Source organism: Armatimonadota bacterium (assembly GCA_031081675.1).
GTDB lineage: Bacteria > Sysuimicrobiota > Sysuimicrobiia > Sysuimicrobiales > Kaftiobacteriaceae > Calidihabitans > Calidihabitans tengchongensis.
This window is the reverse complement of sequence record JAVHLZ010000001.1, coordinates 92,376-110,422: the sequence shown is the minus strand read 5'-3', so window position 1 is coordinate 110,422 and position 18,047 is coordinate 92,376. Positions and strand designations below refer to the sequence as shown.

Sequence of the window (18,047 nt, the reverse complement as noted above, 5' to 3'; positions counted from 1 at the left end):
CGATGGACGTCCTGTGGCCGGATCCCCGTCAGGCGGTCCCCCCGGAGCGGCCGGAGTACTTTGCCGGGACCGTGCGCCTGCACTACCTGCGCCGGCCGGAGGCCGGCGGCGCCGAGCTCATCGCCGTCTACTTCGACCCCGGCGCCCGGACCATTCCCCACGTCCACCACGCGGACCAGGTCCTGGTCTTCGTGGACGGCGAGGGGGTGGTGGCCACCGCCGAGGGGCGGCGGATCCTGCGCGCCGGGCAGATCGCGGTCATCCCCGGGGGTACCTGGCACTGGCACGGCGCGACGCGGACTTCCGCCGCCTGCCACATCTCCATCAAGGCGGCCGGCCCCACCGACTGGGGCGTGGAGCGCCGGGACTGGGAGGACTACTGAGAGGTGTCGGACAGGGACGCCCAGGCCCCCGTCGGCAGGTCGATGCGGACGGCCCCCGGGTGCAGCAGCGAGGCGAGGACCTCCACCCCGGTGGCGATCCGGGGCCCGGGTCGGTTGAAGTAGGCAGACGCATCGGTGAGGTAGACGCGGCCGGCGCGGGCCGCCGGCAGGTCGTCCCATCCGGGGCGGGCGGTGAGCAGGGAGATCTCCCTCCGCGCGCGGGCCACGTCGAACCCGCACGGCATCACCACCACCACGTCGGGGCGTGCGGCCGCCACCTCCTGCCAGGAGGCGGCATACGAGGGGCGCCCCGCCCGGCCGAGAACGTCCTGGCCGCCGGCGATCTCGACCATCTCCGGGACCCAATGCCCGGCGATGAAGAGCGGGTCCAGCCACTCCAGGCAGACCACCCGGGGACGGGGGCGTCCGGCGGTGGCCTGCCGCACGCGGTCGATCCGCGCGCGCAGGCCGGCCGCGAGATCTGCGGCCCGGGCGCGGCGGCCGGTCAGGTCGCCGACCAGGCGGATGGCGTCCAGAATGCCCGCCAAGTCCTGCGGTTCCAGCGAGACGATCCTCGGCTGGGCGTCCAGGATCCGGGCCGCCGCGGTGACCTGCGTGTAGGAGGGCGCGCACACCGCGCACAGTTCCTGGGTGAGGATCAGGTCGGGCCGCAGGGCCGCCAGGCGTGCCGCGTCCAGGTGGTAGACGCTGGTGCCGCGGTGGACAGCCTCGCGGACGCGGGCGTCGATCACCCCGCTGGGCAGGTCGGCGCCTACCACGGCCTGGCTCAGGACCGGCGTGCCGGCGATCTCCGGAGGGTAGTCGCAGTCGTGGGAGATGCCGACCAGGCGGTCCCGCAGGCCGAGGGCACACACGATCTCCGTGGCGCCGGGCAGCAGCGACACGATGCGCACGCCCTGCCCTTTTGGCGCCCGGGTCCGGGATCCCTGCTGCCGGACCGCCGGGGGATCGTCCGGCGCGGGGTGCGGGCGGTGCGGGTTAGGCCTGGTAGATGTTGAGCGGGTGTTTGCGCAGGGCCGGCCCCAGCGCCCGACGCAGGTCGTCGAACATGGCGATGTCGTGCTGGCTCACGAAGGTGATGGCCACTCCCGGCCGCCCCGCGCGCGCCGTCCGGCCCACCCGGTGGATGTAGGTCTCCACGTCCTCGGGCATGTCGAAGTTGATCACGTGGGAGACCTCGGGCAGGTCCAACCCCCGGGCCGCCACGTTGGTGGCCACCAGCACGGGCGTGCGCCGCGAGGCGAACTCCCGCAAGGCCCGCAGGCGGGCGCCCTGGGGCAGGCCGCCGTGCAGCAGGCCCACCCGGAGGTCGCGCGCAAGGGCCCGGGCCAGGCGGTCGGCGCGGTGCTGGGTCCGGCGGAACACCAGCGCGGCCTCCACCGGTTCGGTGCGCAGCAGGCGCCGCAGCGCCCGCACCTTGTCCTGCTCGGCCACCTCCAGGTAGAACTGGGTGACGGTGGGAACCGTCGGACGGTCGGCGGTGATGCGGATCCACACCGGCTGGCGCATCTGCGCCTCGGCCACGGCCCGCACCTCGGCCGGCATGGTGGCGGAGAACAGCGCCGTCTGGCGGGTCCGGGGCGTGTGGCCGAGGATGCGGGTGACGTCGGGCAGGAAGCCCATGTCCAGCATCCGGTCGGCCTCGTCCAGGATCACGGTGGCGGCGGCGTCCAGGCGGACCGTGCCGCGGCGCAGGTGGTCCAGCAGGCGGCCGGGCGTCGCCACGATCAGGTGCGGGCCCCGGCGCAGTTCCTGGATCTGTGCGTCCATCGAGGCCCCGCCGAACAGGGCCGCAGGACGCAGTCCCCGCGGCTGGCCCAGCGCCTGCAGGTCCTGGGCCACCTGGAGGGCGAGCTCGCGGGTGGGGACCAGGACCAGGGCCTGTCCCTGCCGGCGGGCGGGGTCCAGCCGCTCCGCCAGAGGGATTCCGTACGCGCCGGTCTTGCCGGAACCGGTCTGGGCCTGCCCGACCACGTCGCGGCCCTCCCGCAGCAGCGGGATGACCCGCACCTGGATGGGGGTCGGGTGAGTCCAGCCCAGCGCGGCCACGGCCCGCGCCGTCTCCGGGCGAACCACCAGGTCTCCGAACCGGGCCGGCGCGGGTGCAATAACTGACGACATCATATACATAAGCCTCCTTCGCCCCCGGCTGTGCCGGGGCGGGGTGTGCCGGCATCTGCGCGTGTCTCGCCGGTCCCACCCCTGCGAAGAAGGCCCGCCGACACACACGCGAGGGACGCCGTCAGCGGCGCCCCTCGCAGAACGCATTTATGACGACGTCCTCAGGCTAGCATATCCGGCCCCCGACGTCAAATGGCCCTGGCGCGCTACCAGCGCGGCCGACGGTCGCGCCGCTCGCGGCGCCGTCCCCGCCCGCCTCCACCCCGCCCCGAGCGCTCGCCGCCTCCACCGCCGGACCACCCGCCCGGCCGCCCACCGCCTCCGCCATATCCCCGCCCGCCGGACGGGCCCTGAGGCCGCGGGCGGGCCTCGTTGACGATCAGCGTCCGACCTTTGAACTCCTTGCCGTGCATCGCCGCAATCGCCTCGGCCATCCGCTCGGCCGGGATCTCGACGAAGCCGAACCCCCGCTCGGCGAGCAGGCGCGTGTCGCTCACCGGGCCCCAGGTGGTGAACAGGCCGCGCAGCTCCTCCTCGGTGGTGTCGTAGGACAGGTTGCCGACAAACAACCGCTTGGTGCTCATCACATCCGCCACTCCTCTCCTGTGGGATCGGGCCGGCTAGGGGGACCGCGCTCCGTTGGACGTCCCGGCGGAGGCCGGGCCGAACTTCTCGCGCACGCGTTCTGCCCGGGGCAGCGAGCGCACCGGGTCCTGGTAGGCGAACTGCAGCAGGCGCCGGGCGGCCGGACCGGCGTACGTCAACTCCCAGGTACCGTCCGCGCGCGCACGCACCACGCCGCCGTCCACTCCGGCGTGACGGTCCAGCGCCCGGCGCAGCTCGGCCACGAACCGGCCGGGGCCGGCCAGCGAGGCCACGGGTCGGCGTCCCGCCCGCAGGCGGCCGCCGCCCTCCAGGTAGCCCCGGACGAAATGGTCCAGCAACCCGGCGGGAATCAGCCCCACGGGGACCGAGCCGGCGGCCGGGTCCTCGGGGACCCCCCAGTCAGCCAGCATGCGGCCCAGGTCCCGGTCGCGGATGTACGCCTGCAGCCCGTCCCGGCTGCTGCGGCACCACTCGCAGGTGGGATGCCCGGCGCACAGGTCCTCCACCAGGGCGGCCACGTGGGCGGTGTCCCGGGGGTCCACGGTGAGGACGAGGGTGGGGGCAGGACCCTGCGGGAACAGCCGGCCGGCAGCGGCGATGTACCCGACCCAGTAAGCCTGGATCCCTCCGCGACCGCGCCGGGCGTGCTGGCGCAGGTGGAAGGGCGTGGGCAGGCGGTCGTCGGACCGGCGCCGGAGGATGGCGGCCACCGCCGACAGCGGCAGCCCGTGCTTGGCGGCGATAGTAGCAGGTGGAAGCCCCGCGGCAAAATCGGCGTGGATGGTGAAGAGCTGGTACGGATCCCGCCGCGGGAGCCGGCGGGTAGGCGTCACAGGTGGAGCATACCACGTTTTCGGCCCCCGCTCCAGCCTGCCCTAGCGGGCCAGGGCGGGTCGGCGGGGGTCGAACAGGGCAATGGGGTGTCGCGTGCGGCCCAGCAGCGCCAGGTCGGCGGCGATCTCTCCCACCACCGGGGCGAACTTGAACCCGTGGCCGGAAAACCCGCAGGCCAGCACCACCTGGGGGTGGCGGGGGTGCAGGCCGATGACGAAGTGCCCGTCGGGGGTGTTGGTGTACATGCAGGTGGCGGTGCCGGCCAGGTCCCCGGCGGCGTCGGGGAGGAAGGCGGCCAGCAGCGCCCGCATGGCGTCCACCTCTTCCGCCGCGACGTCGCGCCGGATGGTCTGGGGTGTGCAGGCCTCGCCGCTGTGGTGGCGCGCCACCTTCACCGCGCCGTCGGCCTGGGCCGGAAAGCCATAAAAGAACGCCCCGGGGCGGTGCTCGCAGATGTAGATGGGAAAGTGCTCAGGGTCGAACAGGTCGCGCCTGCGGGGACGGAACCAGTACATCACATTGCGCTCTACCACCAGGGGCAGGTCCAGATCCTGGAGCACCTCCGGCGCCCACGGCCCCGGACACAGGACCAGGCGGGAGGCCCGGTATGTCGCGCGGGGGGTCTCCACCGTGACGCCGTGGGAGCCGGCGTCCCACCGTAACGCGGGCTCGTCGTAGACCAGACGTGCCCCGGCGTCGGCGGCCGCCCGGAGGTGGGCGCCCACGCACGCTTCCGGATCCAGCACGCCCGCCCGCGGTTCCGCCACCGCCACGAATCCGGCCGGCGGGCGGAATGCGGGGTAGCGGCGGACGATCTCGTCGGGCTCCAGCACCTCGCAGGGCAGGCCGTGCCGCCGGGCGCTGTCCAGCGCCCCCCGGACCAGCTCCCCGTCAGCGGGCCCCAGCATCAGCCCTCCGGTGATCCGCAGCAGCGGCTCCCCAGATCGGGCCTGCAGCTCGTCCCACAGGTCGTAGCTGCGCTGGACCAGGGGGACGTAGTCGGGGTGCTCGAAGTATGCCTCGCGGATGATCCGCGAGCGACCGTGGGACGCCCCCCGGTCGTGGGGCGGGGCGTACCGGTCCAGACCCACCACCCGCGCTCCCCGGCGCGCCAGGTGGTAGGCGGCGGCGCCGCCCATGGCGCCCAGGCCCACGACCAGCACGTCCGCGGTGACCATCAAGAGGAGGTTCGCCTCCCCGCAGGCGCATCCCCCCGCGCCCTCCGGGTACGGACACATGTTGTGAAATGCTCGATTCTGTTCTTCTCACCGACCGCGGGTGGCGGGAGCCGCGGACGTCCACTATCATAGAACCCACATGACCGCGTCCACGCCCGCGCCCCGGCCGACGGTGCGCCGACCCACCTCCGGCCGGCTGCGCGCGCTGCTGCACGATGTCGGCACGCCCCCGCCCGGCCCCTTCGTCCCGGCCCCGTTCCAGGAGGCGGCCCTGGCGGCGGTGCGCACCTTCGACGTGCTGGTGTGCGCGCCCACCGGCAGCGGCAAGACCTGGATTGCCGAGCAGGCCATCGGCGAGCTGCTGGCCGCCGGCGGGTCGGCCTGGTACACCACCCCGCTGAAGGCGCTGTCCAACCAGAAGTTCCACCGGTTCACCGGCCTGTACGGGGCCGAGTCGGTGGGCCTGCTCACCGGCGAGCGGCGCATCAACGCCCAGGCTCCGGTGATCGTGGCCACCACCGAGATCCTCCGCAACGCCCTGTACGGCGAGCGCCTGGCCCCCGACCTCATCGTCCTCGACGAGGCCCACTACCTGGCCGACCGGGAGCGGGGCACGGCCTGGGAGGAGATCCTGCTGCTGGCCCCGCCGCGGTCGCGGCTGCTGCTGCTGTCGGCCACCTTTCCCAACGCCGAGGTGGTGGCCGGCTGGCTGGCGGAGGTGCGGGGCCGCAGGCCGGAGGTGATCGTCGAGCGCACCCGCCCCGTGCCCCTGCGGTACGTGCTGGCCGATGGCCGGGGCCGCCTGCTGGCCCCGGACGCCCTGGGCCATCTGCCGCCCGACGGGCGGGCGCCCGGGTGGCTGGCGGGGCTGCTGCGCGACCTGGAGCACTACAACCTCCTCCCGGCCATCCTGTTCTATCCGTCGCGGCGCCAGTGCGACGAGGCCGTGCGGGAACTGGCCGGGCTGCGGGCGTTCGGGCCCGAACTGCGCGCCGCGGCCCTGGCCCGGTGGGAGCGGGACTACCCGTTCTTGCGGTCCCACCCCTTCCGCTCCATCCTCATCGACGCCGGGGTGGCCCCCCACCACGCGGGACACACCACCGCCTGGCGGCTGGCCGTGGAGGACCTGCTGGCCCGGGGCCTGGTGCGGGTGGTGTGCGCCACCACCACCCTGGCCGCCGGGCTGGACGTGCCGGCCCGCACCGTGATCCTGTCCACCCTGGTGCGCCACAGCCCGGAGGGCCCCGTCCTGCTGTCGGCCACCGAGTTCCACCAGATGAGCGGACGCGCAGGACGCCGGGGCAAGGACACGGTCGGGGTGGTGGTCCTGCCGGCGACCACCCGGGACGAGGCCCGGGAGGGGCTGTCGCTGATCGACGCCGAGCCCGAGCCGGTGACCTCCGCATTCAGCCCGGGCTACGTGCAGGTCCTCAACCTCCTGCGGCGGTCTTCTCTGGACGAGGCCCTGCAGTTCCTGCAGCGGTCGCTGGCGGCCTACGAGCGGCGGGAGGAGGTCCGGCGCCTGCGGGAGGCCATCGCCGCCATCCCTCCCGACGACCTTGCGGAGCGCCCGTGCGATGACCGTCTGGTCACCCGCGGCCGGTACGAGCGGATGCAGGAGCGCCTGGCCCGCCTGCGCCGGTCGCGCGCCGAGGAGGAGGCCGCCCGGGTGGCCGCCGACCTGGCGGCCTGGCCGTGCGCGTCCTGCCCGGTGGAGGGCCGCTGTCTGCAGACGCTGGAAGCGTTGCGGTCCCGGGAGTTGCGGCGCTCGTCGCTGCGGCAGGCCCTGCACGCGGTCGAGGGGTCCCTGGCCGACGAATTCCTCCGGCGGGCGGCGGTCCTGCGGCGGCTGGGCTACCTGGACGACGCACACCGCCTGACCCCCGACGGCCTGTGGGCCTCCGAGCTGCGGCATCCGCGGGTCCTGATCCTCGCCGAGATCGTCCGCCGCAGCCTGATCGGCGGGTCCACGGCCCTGTGGGCGGCGGCGGCCGGCGCCCTGGCCACCGAGCGGGCCCCCTACCGCGGGGGGGAGGCCGGCCTGCATGTGCTGGCGCGCCTGGCCCAGGAGCTGGACCTCCTGGAACGCCAGCACGCCGTGCCGCCCGACGACCTGTCCCGCCAGTTCGAGCCGGAGTGGGAACCGCGCGCGCGACGGCGGATCCCCTCGCCGGCGGACCGCCGGGCGGATGTGGTGGTGGCCTGGATGCGCGGGGCGGACTGGCCGACCCTTGTGGCCCACAGCCAGGCCGAGGAAGGCGACCTGCAGCGGATCGTCCTCCAGGCGGCCGAGGTGCTGATGCAGGTGGAGGGGCTGCCGTTTCCCGACGTGCGGGCCGCCGCCCGCGACGCCCGCCTGCGCCTGCTGCGGCCGCCGGTCGTGTGACGCCTTGACTGCGTTGAAGGTTGGAGGTTGGCGGTTGAAGTTTTTCCCTTTTCCTTTTCCCCTCTTCCCTCTTCCTTCTTCCCTCTTCCCTTCTCCACAAGGATTCCCCCGTCCCGGAGGGGAAATCCCCGCCTGCGGCGGTGTGCCCGTGAGGTCGATGCGTCACTGTCCGGTCTGCGACAGCGAGATGTCCCCGCGCTTTGCCAGCGAGTGCGAGCCTCCGGTGGCGTGGGCGTGCCTGGAGTGCGGCCTGCTGCAGCTGGAAAGCGGCGGCCGGCCGTTCACCCCCGAGCAGGCCGAGGCGGTGGCCGCCCTGGCCCCCGCCGTCTCCTCCCGCCGCAGCCGGCCGGCGTCGGCCGCAGCCGCCCAGGCCCGCGAGATCCTGGACACCTTCGGAGCCGACGTCCCCGTGGACGTGGAGGCCCTGGCGCAGCGGCTGGGCTTCGCCGTCCAGTGGCGCAGCCTGCCCGGCGGCGTGCGCGGGACCGTGGGCGGGGAGGAAGGGCACCGCGTGCTGGTCCTCAACCGCGACTACCCGTTCCGCACCGAGGCCGAGCGGCGGTGGGCGGTGGCCGAAGAGCTGGCCCACGCCGTCCTCGGCCACGGCACCCTGGTGGCCAGCGAGGAACCCGGCGGCCCTCCGGCGCTGCAGGAGCCCGCCCGCCGGGCGAGGGAGCGCGAGGCCCGCGCGTTCGCGGCCGAGCTGCTGATGCCGGCCGCCCGGGTCCGCCAGGCGTTCGCCCGGGAGCAGGCCATCATCCTGCGCGCCCTGGGGACCCAGGAGCGGGCGGAGGCCGTCCGCACCGTGGTGGCCGACCTGGCGCGGGAGTTCCGGGTCTCCCAGCAGGCGATGCGCCTGCGCCTGGCCGAGCTGGGCCTGCTGGCTTAGCAGTCCGCCTCTCTCCATCCGCGGGCCGGTCGGTCTGTCGCCATCCCTCTGGCCAGGACTCCGCGCGGGGGAGTCTGTGTCCGTGGCCATCTCACCGATCCTGGGGAAATGCCAGGACGCCGACGGAAGAGGCCGCATGGCTGACCGCCAGGGTCTGGCGCTCCGGCGCCGAACCGAAACGTCCATGAGCGCCCTGATGGTGCTGGACCTGCCCCCGGAGCCCGCCGCCAGCGGGTGGGAGCACGGCCGAGCCGCCCGCGACCTCATCGCCGCCAACCTGGCGGTGTACTTCGACCGGTTCGCCCGGGAGGCGCACCTGTCTGCGGCGCAGGTGCGGGAGCGCGCCCGGGCGTACCTGCCCGTCATCGAGGGCGCCGACCCCGGCTACGCCACCGCCCTGCGGGCCCTGGCCGAGGGCAGCGGATTGCCCCTGGAGGACCTGACGGCGCTCAACGTCCGCTACGAGCTGCTGTACAGCCAGTATTCCGCCCTCAACCGCGCTCGGCTGCGCCTGCCGTCCGGGTGCACGGCCGTCGCCGTGACGCCCGAGGCATCGGCCGACGGCCACCTGTGGCTGGCGCAGAACTGGGACTGGTTTCCCCAGGTGCGGGGCGTGATGATGCGGACGGCCGGCCGGGACGGCCTGCGGGTGGTCGCGTTCACCGAGGCCGGCATCGTGGGAGGCAAGATCGGCCTCAACGCGGCCGGGCTGGGCCTGGCGGTCAACGGGCTGCTGTCCACCGACGACGACTGGGCGCGCCTGAGGTCACCCTTCCACGTGCGGACGTGGAAGATCCTCGGCCTGGCGTCGGCGGACGACGCCGTGGAGGTCATCGCCGGGGAGGAGCGCGCCTGCTCCGCCAACTTCCTCCTCGGGCAGGCCGACGGGACCGCGCGGGTCGTGGACGTGGAGGCCGCCCCGCGCGCGGTCCGCCTGCTGTCGCCGTCCGGGGGCGTCCTGGTCCACGCCAACCACTTCGAGGATTCCCGCGCGCTGGGAGTCGACCAGCCCCTGGCCGAGGAGCGGGCGTCCACCTACCACCGGGCCGCGCGGGCGCGGCGGCTGCTGCAGGCGTCCCGGGAACGGGGCGGGATCTCCCGGGATGATCTGATGCGGGTGCTGCGGGACCACGACGGTCGCCCCGAGTCGGTCTGCCGGCACCTCAATCCCGCCCTGCCGGAGGAGGAGCGGGTGCAGACGGTGGTGTCGGTGGTGATGGACCTGTCGGCGCGACGCCTGTACGTGGCGGCGGGCCCGCCCTGCGAGGCCGACTACCGGGAGATCCCGCTGGCCTGACGTGGACGGCGCTCTGGCTCCCAACGGTGCGTTCGCCCTTGTCATGCTGGTGGTGGCATTCGCGTCGGCGGTCAAGGGCGCGCTGGGATTCGGCTTTCCCCTGATCGCGGTGCCCCTGGCGGCCAACCTGATCGGCGCCCGCACCGCGGTGGTGCTCATTGCCGTCGCGGTGGTCTTCAGCAACTTCCTGATCCTGTCCCGGGGCGGGGCCCGCCGGGAGGACCTGCCCCGCTTCGGCGGGCTGCTGGTGGGCGTGGTGGCGGGGACGGTGGTGGGCGCCCAGTTCCTGCGCCGCCTGGACCCCCAGGTCTTATCGGTCCTGGTGGGCGTCACGGCCGTGGCGCTGGGCGGGGCGGGGCTGGTCGATCGGTCCCCCGCCGTTCCCGCCCGCGCCGAGCGGCTGGTGGGTCCCGCGGTGGGCCTGGCGGCCGGAGTGATGGGCGGGATCACCGGCATCTTCGCCCCCCTGATCGCCGCCTACGTCCAGTCGCTGCCCGTGGACAAGCGCGGCTTCGTGTTCTGGCTCACCCTGTCGTTCTTTGTGGGCGGACTCACCCAGGTGGTCAGCTACTGGCGGCTGGGCCTGTACACGCCCCGCCTGCTGGCCTACGCCGTGGTGACCTTTCTGCCGGTGGTGGTGGGGACCCGGGCGGGATTCTGGATCCAGGACCGGCTGCCCGGCCCCCTGTTCCGGCGGCTGGTCCTGTTCCTGGTCCTGCTGAGCGGGGTCAACCTGATCGTGCGGGGTCTATGAGAGTTGACACCGGAGGGAAGAGGGAAGAGGGAAAAAGGAAAAGGGAAAAGGGTAAAACCTTCAACGTCCCGACCTTCACCGCTTCCCGATCCTCACCGTCTCTCCCGTGCGCGCGGAGGCGGCCAGGGCGTCCAGCACCCGCATGTTGGCCACGGCGTCCTCGGGCGGGTAGCGCGGAGGGCGGTCCTCCAGCAGGCACCGCCCCATATGGTCGAGCATCCGGGTGTACTGGTTGGTCCCCTCCACCACCAGCTGCTCCTCCCGGTCCCCGCGGCGCACCACGAGGACCGCCGGCTCTTCCTCCGGCTGAAACGGCCGGGGCAGGGTGATGGTGCCCGCGGTGCCCACCACCTCCGCCATCTGCCGGTACGGCGCCCGCAGGCCGCAGTCCACCAGGGCGGCGGCGCCGGCGCACGCCAGCCCCGCTGCCAGCCTCACGTCCACGCCCCCCTCGAAGACGGCCGCTGCCCACGCCGTGTGGGGCTCGCCCAGCAGCAGGCGGCTCAGGTTGACCCCGTAGCAGCCCACGTCCAGCAGCCCGCCGCCGCCCAGGGTGGGGTCGAGCCGGATGTCCTCGGGCCGGGCCACGGTGAACGTGAACGCGGCCCGCACCAGCCAGGGCGTGCCCACCGCGCCGTCGCGCACCAGATGCTGCAGGGTCTCGATCTGGGGGTGGAACCGGTACATGAAGGCTTCCTGCAGCAGGACCCCGGCACGCCGGCAGGCGTCCACCATCTCCGCCGCCTCCCGGCTGGACACCGCCAGGGGCTTCTCGCACAGGACGTGCTTGCCGGCCTGGGCCGCCCGGATCGTCCACTCCCGGTGGAGGCTGTTGGGCAGGGGAGTGTAGACGGCGTCCACGTCCGGATCGGCCAGGAGCTCCTCGTAGCTGCCGTAGGCCCGGGGGATCCCGAACCGATCCGCCACCTCCCGCGCCCGCGCCGGATCGCGGCTGGCCACCGCGACGGCCACGCCGGTCTCGCTGCGCAGGAGGGCAGGCAGGACCCGCCGCACGGCGATGCGGGCCGTGCTGAGGATGCCCCAGCGGATCCGCCGCCCGCTCATCGCACCCTCTCCCGGACCCGAGCCAGCCACTCGGCCAGCGCCTGAACCAGCGCCACCAGGGCCCCCGCGCCCGCGGCCGCCGCGGCCACCACCGACGCCGTGAGGGCCAGGCCGGCGCCGAGCACCACCGCGTCGCGGTTCAGCAGGCCCACGCCCAGGACCAGGACCGTGAGGGCGGGGAGGGTGTTGAGAAACGGGAGTGGCGACAGGAGGATCACCCCCAGCAGGAGGACGGCCAGCGCCACCACCCGCATCACGACCCGCTGGTCCAGGCCGGCCAGCCGCGGCCGCGAGTAGCGCTCCACCCGCCGGAGCAGGGGCAGGCCGCGTTCCCGCAGCGCCCGCACCGCAGCCGCGCTGAGCCGGTAGCGGCGGACCCGAGCCGGCAGCCAGGGGCGGGGCAGCCCGGCCAGCATCTGGGCGGCCAGGATGATGTACAGCAGGCCGACGGTGGCCGCCGACCCCGGCGGCAGTACGGGGATCAGGGTGGGCAGGGCCAGGACAACCATGATCAGACCGAACCCACGCTCGGCCACCCGGTCGGCCAGCTCGCCCACGGTCAGGTCACGGTCGCCCAGCGCCTCGGCCAGCACAGTGGACAGCGGGGCGGACTCGGGCGGCAGCGGGGAGGTCATCTGACTCACGGCGCTCGCCAGCAGAGTTCCACCGGCGCCGGCGTCCTCCCTGTCGGGCAGGAACCGCGCCCGGGCGGAGGGAACTCGTCCTCACCTGGGGCGGGCGGACGATGACGCGCGGGCGGGCGATGGTGGCGATCGCGGCGGCGGCCCTGGTGGGGGCGGCGGCCGCTCCGGCGGCCCAGGTGGCGCGCAACCTCGCCGAGAACGTCCTGGGGCCGGGGACCGTGCGGTGGGTGGTCGTCTCACCCGACGGCCAGCGCATCGACATTGCGTGGGACACCGTGCTCTACCACCCGGGCCACACCGTGCAGCGCAACCGGGAGCAGATGCGGGGCGAGGCGGAGCTGGCCACCGGCGCCATCATGGGCGTGCTGTGGCCGCAGGTCATCCACTACGCCATGCTGCGGGGCGGCCGCACCCTGGCCCGGGGGTGGCGGACCCGGGAGGGAGAGTTCGGCATCACCTACGCCGCCGAACTGGGAGGGTCCCCGTGACGCCACAGGTGCCGTTCACCTCCGAGGAGCGCAGGGTCCTGGCCGGCATCGTGCGCCAGGTCTGGCGGGCCTTCCAGGTCTACGTGACCGTGGCCGTCGAGCGGGGGCCCGCGTCGGCCCGCCCGGCCCTGGAGGAACTGGCCCGGTGGGCCGCGGCCCGACGGCGGGAACTGGCATCCCGCGCGCCGGCTCTGAGTCCTGCGGCCCTGCGGGCGGGGCGGGACCTGCTGGACGACGTGGAGTCGGTCAGCCGGCAGGTCCTGGCCATGGTGGCCGCCGCCAGCGCCTCGGCGCCTCCGGAACAGGCGGAAGAGCGGTTGCTGGGGATCGTGGAGGGGGTCCTGGGGTGGACCGGCCTGATGGCTTCCCAGCTGGGGTTGGCGCGACACCTGCGCCCCAGCACGCTGTGGCATGAGCGCTGACCGGCGGGAGGGGGTCGTGCCCGGGTTCGACGACGCCTACCGCGACATCCTGGATCTCGCCCGCCGTCCCGACGCCGCCCAGGCCATCGTGGACTACCTGCACGACCGCTTCCCCGCGTACTCCTGGGTGGGGCTGTACTGGGTGGAGGGCGGCGACCTGGTCCTGGGCGAGTGGCGGGGGCCGCAGGCCACCCGGCACACGCGCATCCCCATCGGCACCGGCATCTGCGGAGCCGCCGCCGCCTCGGGCCGGACCGAGGTGGTTCCCGACGTCAGCCGCGACCCCCGCTACCTGGCGTGCTTTCCCTCCACCCGCTCGGAGATCGTGGTCCCCATCGTCGACGGCGGGCGGGTGGTGGGGGAGATCGACATCGACAGCACCGTGCCCAACGCGTTCGGGGCCGAAGACCAGCGCTTCCTGGAGCGGGTGGCCGCCGTCCTGGCCGAGGTCCGCCGGCGGCAGGGTGCGCGGTCCGGCACCGCCCCGCCGGGTTCCTGACGTCTGGTGCCCGGCACGCCTTCCGCGATGCTGGGGGATACCGTCGCCGTCGTCACCGGCGCCGCCGGCAGCCTGGGCCGCGAGACGGTGCGGGCGTGTCTGGCGGAGGGGGCGCAGGTGGTGGCCGCCGACGTGGCCGACGTCGCGGCGGCGCTGGATCTGCCCGCGGACCTGCGGGACCGGTGCGCGGCGGTGCGCGCCGACGTCTCCACCGAGGCGGGGGCGGCGGCGATGGCGGAGGCCGCCCTGGCCCGCTTCGGCCGGATCGACGCCCTCCTGTGCCTGGTCGGCGGGTGGGAGGGAGGCCGCGGCGTGCACGAGGCACCCCTGGACGAGTGGGCCCGCATGCTCACCCTCAACCTCACCACGGCGGTCCTGTGCTGCCGGACCGTCCTGCCCCACATGCTGGCGCGCCGCACCGGAAGGATTGTGACCGTGGGATCCCGGACCGCGGTCCAGCCCGCCCCCCGGCAGGCGGCCTACAACGCCGCCAAGGCGGCCGTGGTCGCCTTCAGCCGGACCCTGGCCGAGGAGGTCAAGGACCAGGGGATCGTCGTCACCTGCGTCCTGCCTTCCATCTTGGACACCGAGGCCAACCGCCGGGCGTTTCCCCGGGCCGACCCGAGCCGGTGGGTGAAGCCGGCGGAGCTGGCGCGGGTCCTGGCGTTTCTCGCGTCCCCCGCAGCCGCGCCGCTGGCGGGCGCGGTCATCCCCGTGTACGGCCGCGCCTGAGGGCCGGTTGCGCACTCACGATCCCGGGGCGCCTGGAGGAAACCCCTCCCAGGGACGCCAACTACACAGGAAATTCACGGCTTGCCGGAACTCTCTGCCGGAGGAGATTCGATGCCCGACGGTTCAGTCATCGTCGCCCGGCACGTGTACAAGGTCTTTGTCTCTCGCGGCGGTCGCCAGCCCCGGGCGGCGCTGGCCCTGCGGGATGTCTCGCTGGACGTGGGCCGCGGCCGGTTCGTCAGCCTGGTGGGTCCGTCGGGATGCGGCAAATCCACCTTCCTCAACATGATCGCCGGACTGGTCCGGCCCACCGAGGGCGAGATTCTGTTCGACGGCCGCCCGGTCACGGGCGTCAACACCCGGGTGGGTTACATCACCCAGGACGACAACCTGCTGCCCTGGCGGAGCCTTCAGGAGAATGTGGAGCTGGCCCTGGAGTTCCGGGGCGTGCCCGCCGGGCGGCGGCGGGAGCTGGCCGCGCGGTACATCGCGCAGGTGGGCCTGGCGGGGTTTGAGCACCACTATCCCCACGAGCTGTCCGGGGGCATGCGCAAGCGCACGGCGCTGATCCGCACCCTGATCTACGACCCCGACGTGCTGCTGATGGACGAGCCCTTCGGCCCCCTGGACGCTCAGACCCGGGTGATCCTGCAGGATGAGCTCCTGAAATTGTGGGAGGGCAGCGGCAAGACGGTGGTTTTCGTCACCCATGATCTGGTGGAGGCCATCGCGCTGTCCGACGACATCGCGCTGTTCAGCCGCGGCCCCGGGACCATCAAGCGGGTGTACCAAGTCCCCCTGCCCCGGCCGCGGGACGTCTTTCACATCCACGCGGCTCCCGGGTTTGCCGCATTTTACGACCGGCTGTGGCGGGACCTGCGGGAGGAGATCGCCGCGACGGAGCTGGAGGTGGGGACACCGTGAGCGTGCGGGATCTGGCGGTGCGACCCGTGGGGGGTGTCGACGACCGCGGGGCGCGGCTGGTGAGGGAGGCGGAGCAGGCGGAGCGGTCGCGCCTGCGGGCGGCAGGGCGGGCCATCACCGCGGGGCGGCTGGCGTTCGCGGCGGCGGCCCTCCTGGGGTGGGAGCTGAGTTCGGGGCGGATCGTAGACCAGTTCTTTGTGAGCAAGCCCACCCACATCGCCGCCTCCCTGTGGGCGATGCTGGTCCGCGAACAGCTGCTGTACCACCTGCAGTTCACGGTGGTCGAGGCGCTGGCGGGGTACGTCCTGGGTGCGGCTGCCGGCCTGGTCCTGGGGTTTGTCCTGGCACGGTCGGACCTGGTGTACCGGATCGTGGAGCCCTTCCTGGTGGCGTTTTACGGGATCCCCCGCATCGCCCTGGCGCCCCTGTTCATCCTGTGGTTTGGCATCGGCATCGCCAGCAAGATCGCCGTCGCGGCCGTGATGGTGTTCTTCATCGTGTTCATCAACACCATCGCCGGCATCCGGGCGGCCCCGCCGCAGCTGCTGCAGGTGGCCCGGGTGATGGGCGCGTCCCAGTGGGACCTGACGCGTAAGGTGGTCTTTCCGGCGGCGACGCCGTTCGTGGTGGCCGCCCTGCAGATCACCGTTCCCCAGGCCATGATCGGCGCCATCGTGGGCGAGTTCATCTCCAGCAACCGGGGCGTGGGCCACCTGATCAGCCGCGCCGCCGGCTGGCTGGACACGCCCGGCCTGTTCGCCGGCATCGTGGCGCTGCTGGCCGTCGTCCTGCTGATGAACCTGGGGATCACGGCCCTGGGGAATCACCTGATGCGTTGGAGTCCGCGGCACGGAAGCCTGCGGGACATACCCTGAAGCGGGAGGGGAGAACGATGCGGGTGCATCGGTGGGTGGTCTGGGCGGGTGCCCTGGTCCTGGCGCTGGTGGTGTGGTCGGCCGGCGCCGCGGCCCAGGTCCCGCGGGTTCGGATCCGAGAGGCGCACACCGGGACGCTGTTCATGGCTCCCGTGTACATCGCCGAGGCCGCCGGCTACATGGCCCAGGAGGGCATCGACCTGGAGCTGATCGAGGTCGAGAGCGGCGCGCTGGGCATCGCCGCCCTGGTCTCCGGGCAGGTGCAGTTCTTTGACGCCGACCCGTTCCAGGCGGTGCAGCTGCGCCGCCAGGGGCGGCAGATCCTGTTCATCTACAACCTGACCAGGCGGGTCACGCTGGATCTGGTGATGCACCCGGAGGTCGCCCGGCAGCGGGGGGTCAGTCGCAGCAGCCCTCTGGCCCAGCGCTTTGCCGCCCTCCGGGGCCTGCGGCTGGGCATCACCCGGCCCGGGGCGGCCACCGACGTATACATGCGGTATTACCTGCGCCGGGCGGGAGCGGACCCCGACCGGGACGCTCAGCTGATCGCGGTGGGAGGAGGGGCCAGCCTGCTGGCGGCCCTGCGGACCCGGCAGATCGACGCCTTCCACCTGTCGGCGCCCACCCCCCAGCTGGCCGAGCGCGACGGGTTCGGGGTCATGATCATCAAGTCCTCGGCGGGAGACGTGCCCGAACTGGATAACTTTCTGTACACCGGCATCTCCGTCCACAACGTCTACGCCAACCAGAACGGCGACGTGCTGCGCCGCTGGGTCCGGGCGGTGAACCGGGCCAACGCCCTGATGCGTCAGGATCCGGCCGCGGCCATCACCCACCTGCGCAAGTACTTCCCGCGCACCGACCCCGACGTGCTGGCCCTTGCCCTGCGGGACATTACGCCCGCGCTGTCTCCCGACGGCCGGATGACCGAGGAGATGATGGAGAAGCACCTGGCCTTCATGCTGGAAACCGGGCAGATTCCCTTCAAGCCCTCGGCCAAGGAAGGCATCCTCTGGACCAACCGGTTCCTGGGGCCGTAGCGTCCTCCGTCCCCGGCGGGCCACCCCCGCCGGGGACGGCGCATACATCACCCGCGGGGGGCCACCACCCGGTTGCGCAGGACCCCGATGCCCTCCACCTCCGCCTCCATCACGTCGCCGGGCTGCAGCCACCGGGGCGGGGAGAACCCCATCCCCACCCCTTCGGGGGTGCCGGTGGCCAGGATGTCGCCGGGCTCCACGGTCATCCCCGCCGACAGGGTTTCGATCAGCTGCGCCACCGAGAAGATCATCTTGGCGGTGGTGGAATCCTGGCGGATCTCCCCGTTGATCCGCATCCGCAGCGACAGGGCCTGGGGGTCGGGCAGGGCCGAGCGGTGGACGATCCACGGCCCCAGGGGGGCGAACGTGTCCAGGGACTTGCCCTTGAACCACTGCTGGTGGCGGCGCTGCAGGTCCCGGGCGGTCACGTCGTTGAGGATGGTGTAGCCGAAGACGTAGTCCAGGGCCCGGGCGGCGGGGATGTTGCGGCCGCGCCTCCCGAAGACCACGGCCAGTTCCACCTCGTAGTCCAGCTGCTGGGTCACCGGGTGGCAGACCACCGGTGCGTCGGGTCCCACCACCGCCGTGGGGGGCTTGGTGAAGAACACCGGCACCTCCGGCGGCGCCACTCCGCCTTCCCGGGCGTGCTCGGCGTAGTTGCGGCCCATGCACACGATGTTCTTGCGGGGCCGCGGGACGGGGGCCAGCAGGCGGGTCCGGTGCACGGGCGGGGCGGGACGTCCGGCGGCCACCCACGCCTGGGCCTCGCGGGCCAGAAAGGCCTTCAAGGTGTTCGTGGGCGCGCACCAAGCGCTGGCGACACCACGCCTTCTTGACCCCCACGATGTCAGCCTCATCATTTCTCAGATCCGACCGATCACCACCCGTC

Annotated in this window: 20 protein-coding genes; 12 read left to right on the top strand and 8 right to left on the bottom strand. The window is 73.4% G+C overall.

The features are described from left to right. The first annotated feature begins 2 nt into the window (after positions 1-2). A complete protein-coding gene (locus tag RB150_00555) occupies positions 3-383 on the top strand; it encodes a cupin domain-containing protein (protein ID MDQ7819033.1) in 381 nt (126 codons plus the stop codon). On the opposite strand, the gene RB150_00550 is transcribed toward RB150_00555, so the two are convergent. The 5 genes from RB150_00550 to solA all read right to left on the bottom strand — a co-directional run bounded on the left by RB150_00550 (position 377) and on the right by solA (position 5,143). After that, complete coding sequence (locus RB150_00550; protein MDQ7819032.1) at positions 377-1,297, bottom strand: cobalamin-binding protein; 921 nt, start codon at positions 1,295-1,297, stop codon at positions 377-379. The genes RB150_00555 and RB150_00550 overlap by 7 nt on opposite strands. 85 nt (positions 1,298-1,382) lie before the next feature. Then, on the bottom strand, positions 1,383-2,528 hold the full coding sequence (locus RB150_00545; GenBank protein ID MDQ7819031.1) for a DEAD/DEAH box helicase: 1,146 nt from the start codon (positions 2,526-2,528) through the stop codon (positions 1,383-1,385). 203 nt (positions 2,529-2,731) lie between these two features. Continuing rightward, positions 2,732-3,109, bottom strand: coding sequence for an RNA-binding protein (locus tag RB150_00540; protein MDQ7819030.1), 378 nt, complete (start codon positions 3,107-3,109; stop codon positions 2,732-2,734). Between the two features lie 36 nt (positions 3,110-3,145). Continuing rightward, the gene (locus tag RB150_00535) at positions 3,146-3,964 is read right to left on the bottom strand and encodes a hypothetical protein (protein ID MDQ7819029.1); all 819 of its coding nucleotides are present in this window, start codon (positions 3,962-3,964) and stop codon (positions 3,146-3,148) included. Between the two features lie 42 nt (positions 3,965-4,006). Further along, complete coding sequence (gene solA / locus RB150_00530; protein ID MDQ7819028.1) at positions 4,007-5,143, bottom strand: N-methyl-L-tryptophan oxidase; 1,137 nt, start codon at positions 5,141-5,143, stop codon at positions 4,007-4,009. 139 nt (positions 5,144-5,282) lie between these two features. On the opposite strand from solA, the gene RB150_00525 reads away from it, so the two are divergent. The 4 genes from RB150_00525 to RB150_00510 all read left to right on the top strand — a co-directional run bounded on the left by RB150_00525 (position 5,283) and on the right by RB150_00510 (position 10,469). Further along, positions 5,283-7,529 (top strand): DEAD/DEAH box helicase, encoded by a 2,247-nt coding sequence (locus tag RB150_00525; GenBank protein ID MDQ7819027.1) that lies wholly within the window; start codon positions 5,283-5,285, stop codon positions 7,527-7,529. Between the two features lie 157 nt (positions 7,530-7,686). Then, positions 7,687-8,418 (top strand): ImmA/IrrE family metallo-endopeptidase, encoded by a 732-nt coding sequence (locus tag RB150_00520; GenBank protein ID MDQ7819026.1) that lies wholly within the window; start codon positions 7,687-7,689, stop codon positions 8,416-8,418. A 136-nt stretch (positions 8,419-8,554) separates the two neighbouring features. After that, on the top strand, positions 8,555-9,715 hold the full coding sequence (locus RB150_00515; GenBank protein MDQ7819025.1) for a C45 family peptidase: 1,161 nt from the start codon (positions 8,555-8,557) through the stop codon (positions 9,713-9,715). A gap of 1 nt (position 9,716) precedes the next feature. Continuing rightward, positions 9,717-10,469: a sulfite exporter TauE/SafE family protein gene (locus tag RB150_00510; GenBank protein ID MDQ7819024.1), complete on the top strand. Its 753-nt coding sequence runs from the start codon at positions 9,717-9,719 to the stop codon at positions 10,467-10,469. Between the two features lie 75 nt (positions 10,470-10,544). On the opposite strand, the gene RB150_00505 is transcribed toward RB150_00510, so the two are convergent. Beyond that, the gene (locus RB150_00505) at positions 10,545-11,534 is read right to left on the bottom strand and encodes a Gfo/Idh/MocA family oxidoreductase (protein ID MDQ7819023.1); all 990 of its coding nucleotides are present in this window, start codon (positions 11,532-11,534) and stop codon (positions 10,545-10,547) included. Beyond that, on the bottom strand, positions 11,531-12,169 hold the full coding sequence (locus tag RB150_00500; protein MDQ7819022.1) for an exopolysaccharide biosynthesis protein: 639 nt from the start codon (positions 12,167-12,169) through the stop codon (positions 11,531-11,533). The genes RB150_00505 and RB150_00500 overlap by 4 nt, the downstream gene beginning before the upstream one ends. 110 nt (positions 12,170-12,279) lie before the next feature. Between RB150_00500 and RB150_00495 the strand changes: the two genes are divergently transcribed. The 7 genes from RB150_00495 (at position 12,280) to RB150_00465 (ending at position 17,158) form a co-directional block, all read left to right on the top strand. Beyond that, positions 12,280-12,666 carry a hypothetical protein gene (locus RB150_00495; GenBank protein MDQ7819021.1) on the top strand — a complete coding sequence of 129 codons (387 nt, stop codon included), beginning with the start codon at positions 12,280-12,282 and terminating at the stop codon, positions 12,664-12,666. Beyond that, positions 12,663-13,088, top strand: a complete 426-nt coding sequence (locus RB150_00490; GenBank protein ID MDQ7819020.1) for a hypothetical protein — start codon at positions 12,663-12,665, stop codon at positions 13,086-13,088. The genes RB150_00495 and RB150_00490 overlap by 4 nt, the downstream gene beginning before the upstream one ends. Then, positions 13,078-13,587: a GAF domain-containing protein gene (locus RB150_00485; GenBank protein ID MDQ7819019.1), complete on the top strand. Its 510-nt coding sequence runs from the start codon at positions 13,078-13,080 to the stop codon at positions 13,585-13,587. The genes RB150_00490 and RB150_00485 overlap by 11 nt, the downstream gene beginning before the upstream one ends. Before the next feature lie 27 nt (positions 13,588-13,614). Further along, positions 13,615-14,319 (top strand): SDR family NAD(P)-dependent oxidoreductase, encoded by a 705-nt coding sequence (locus RB150_00480; protein MDQ7819018.1) that lies wholly within the window; start codon positions 13,615-13,617, stop codon positions 14,317-14,319. Between the two features lie 111 nt (positions 14,320-14,430). Then, entirely contained in the window at positions 14,431-15,243 is an 813-nt protein-coding gene (locus tag RB150_00475; protein ID MDQ7819017.1) for an ABC transporter ATP-binding protein, read from the top strand. Then, positions 15,240-16,118, top strand: coding sequence for an ABC transporter permease (locus RB150_00470; protein MDQ7819016.1), 879 nt, complete (start codon positions 15,240-15,242; stop codon positions 16,116-16,118). Before RB150_00475 ends, RB150_00470 begins: the two co-directional genes overlap by 4 nt. Positions 16,119-16,135: 17 nt before the next feature. Then, positions 16,136-17,158, top strand: coding sequence for an ABC transporter substrate-binding protein (locus RB150_00465; protein ID MDQ7819015.1), 1,023 nt, complete (start codon positions 16,136-16,138; stop codon positions 17,156-17,158). A gap of 47 nt (positions 17,159-17,205) precedes the next feature. Here the strand turns inward: RB150_00465 and RB150_00460 are convergent, their stop codons facing one another. Next, positions 17,206-17,910 carry a fumarylacetoacetate hydrolase family protein gene (locus RB150_00460; GenBank protein ID MDQ7819014.1) on the bottom strand — a complete coding sequence of 235 codons (705 nt, stop codon included), beginning with the start codon at positions 17,908-17,910 and terminating at the stop codon, positions 17,206-17,208. Positions 17,911-18,047 lie beyond the last annotated feature (137 nt).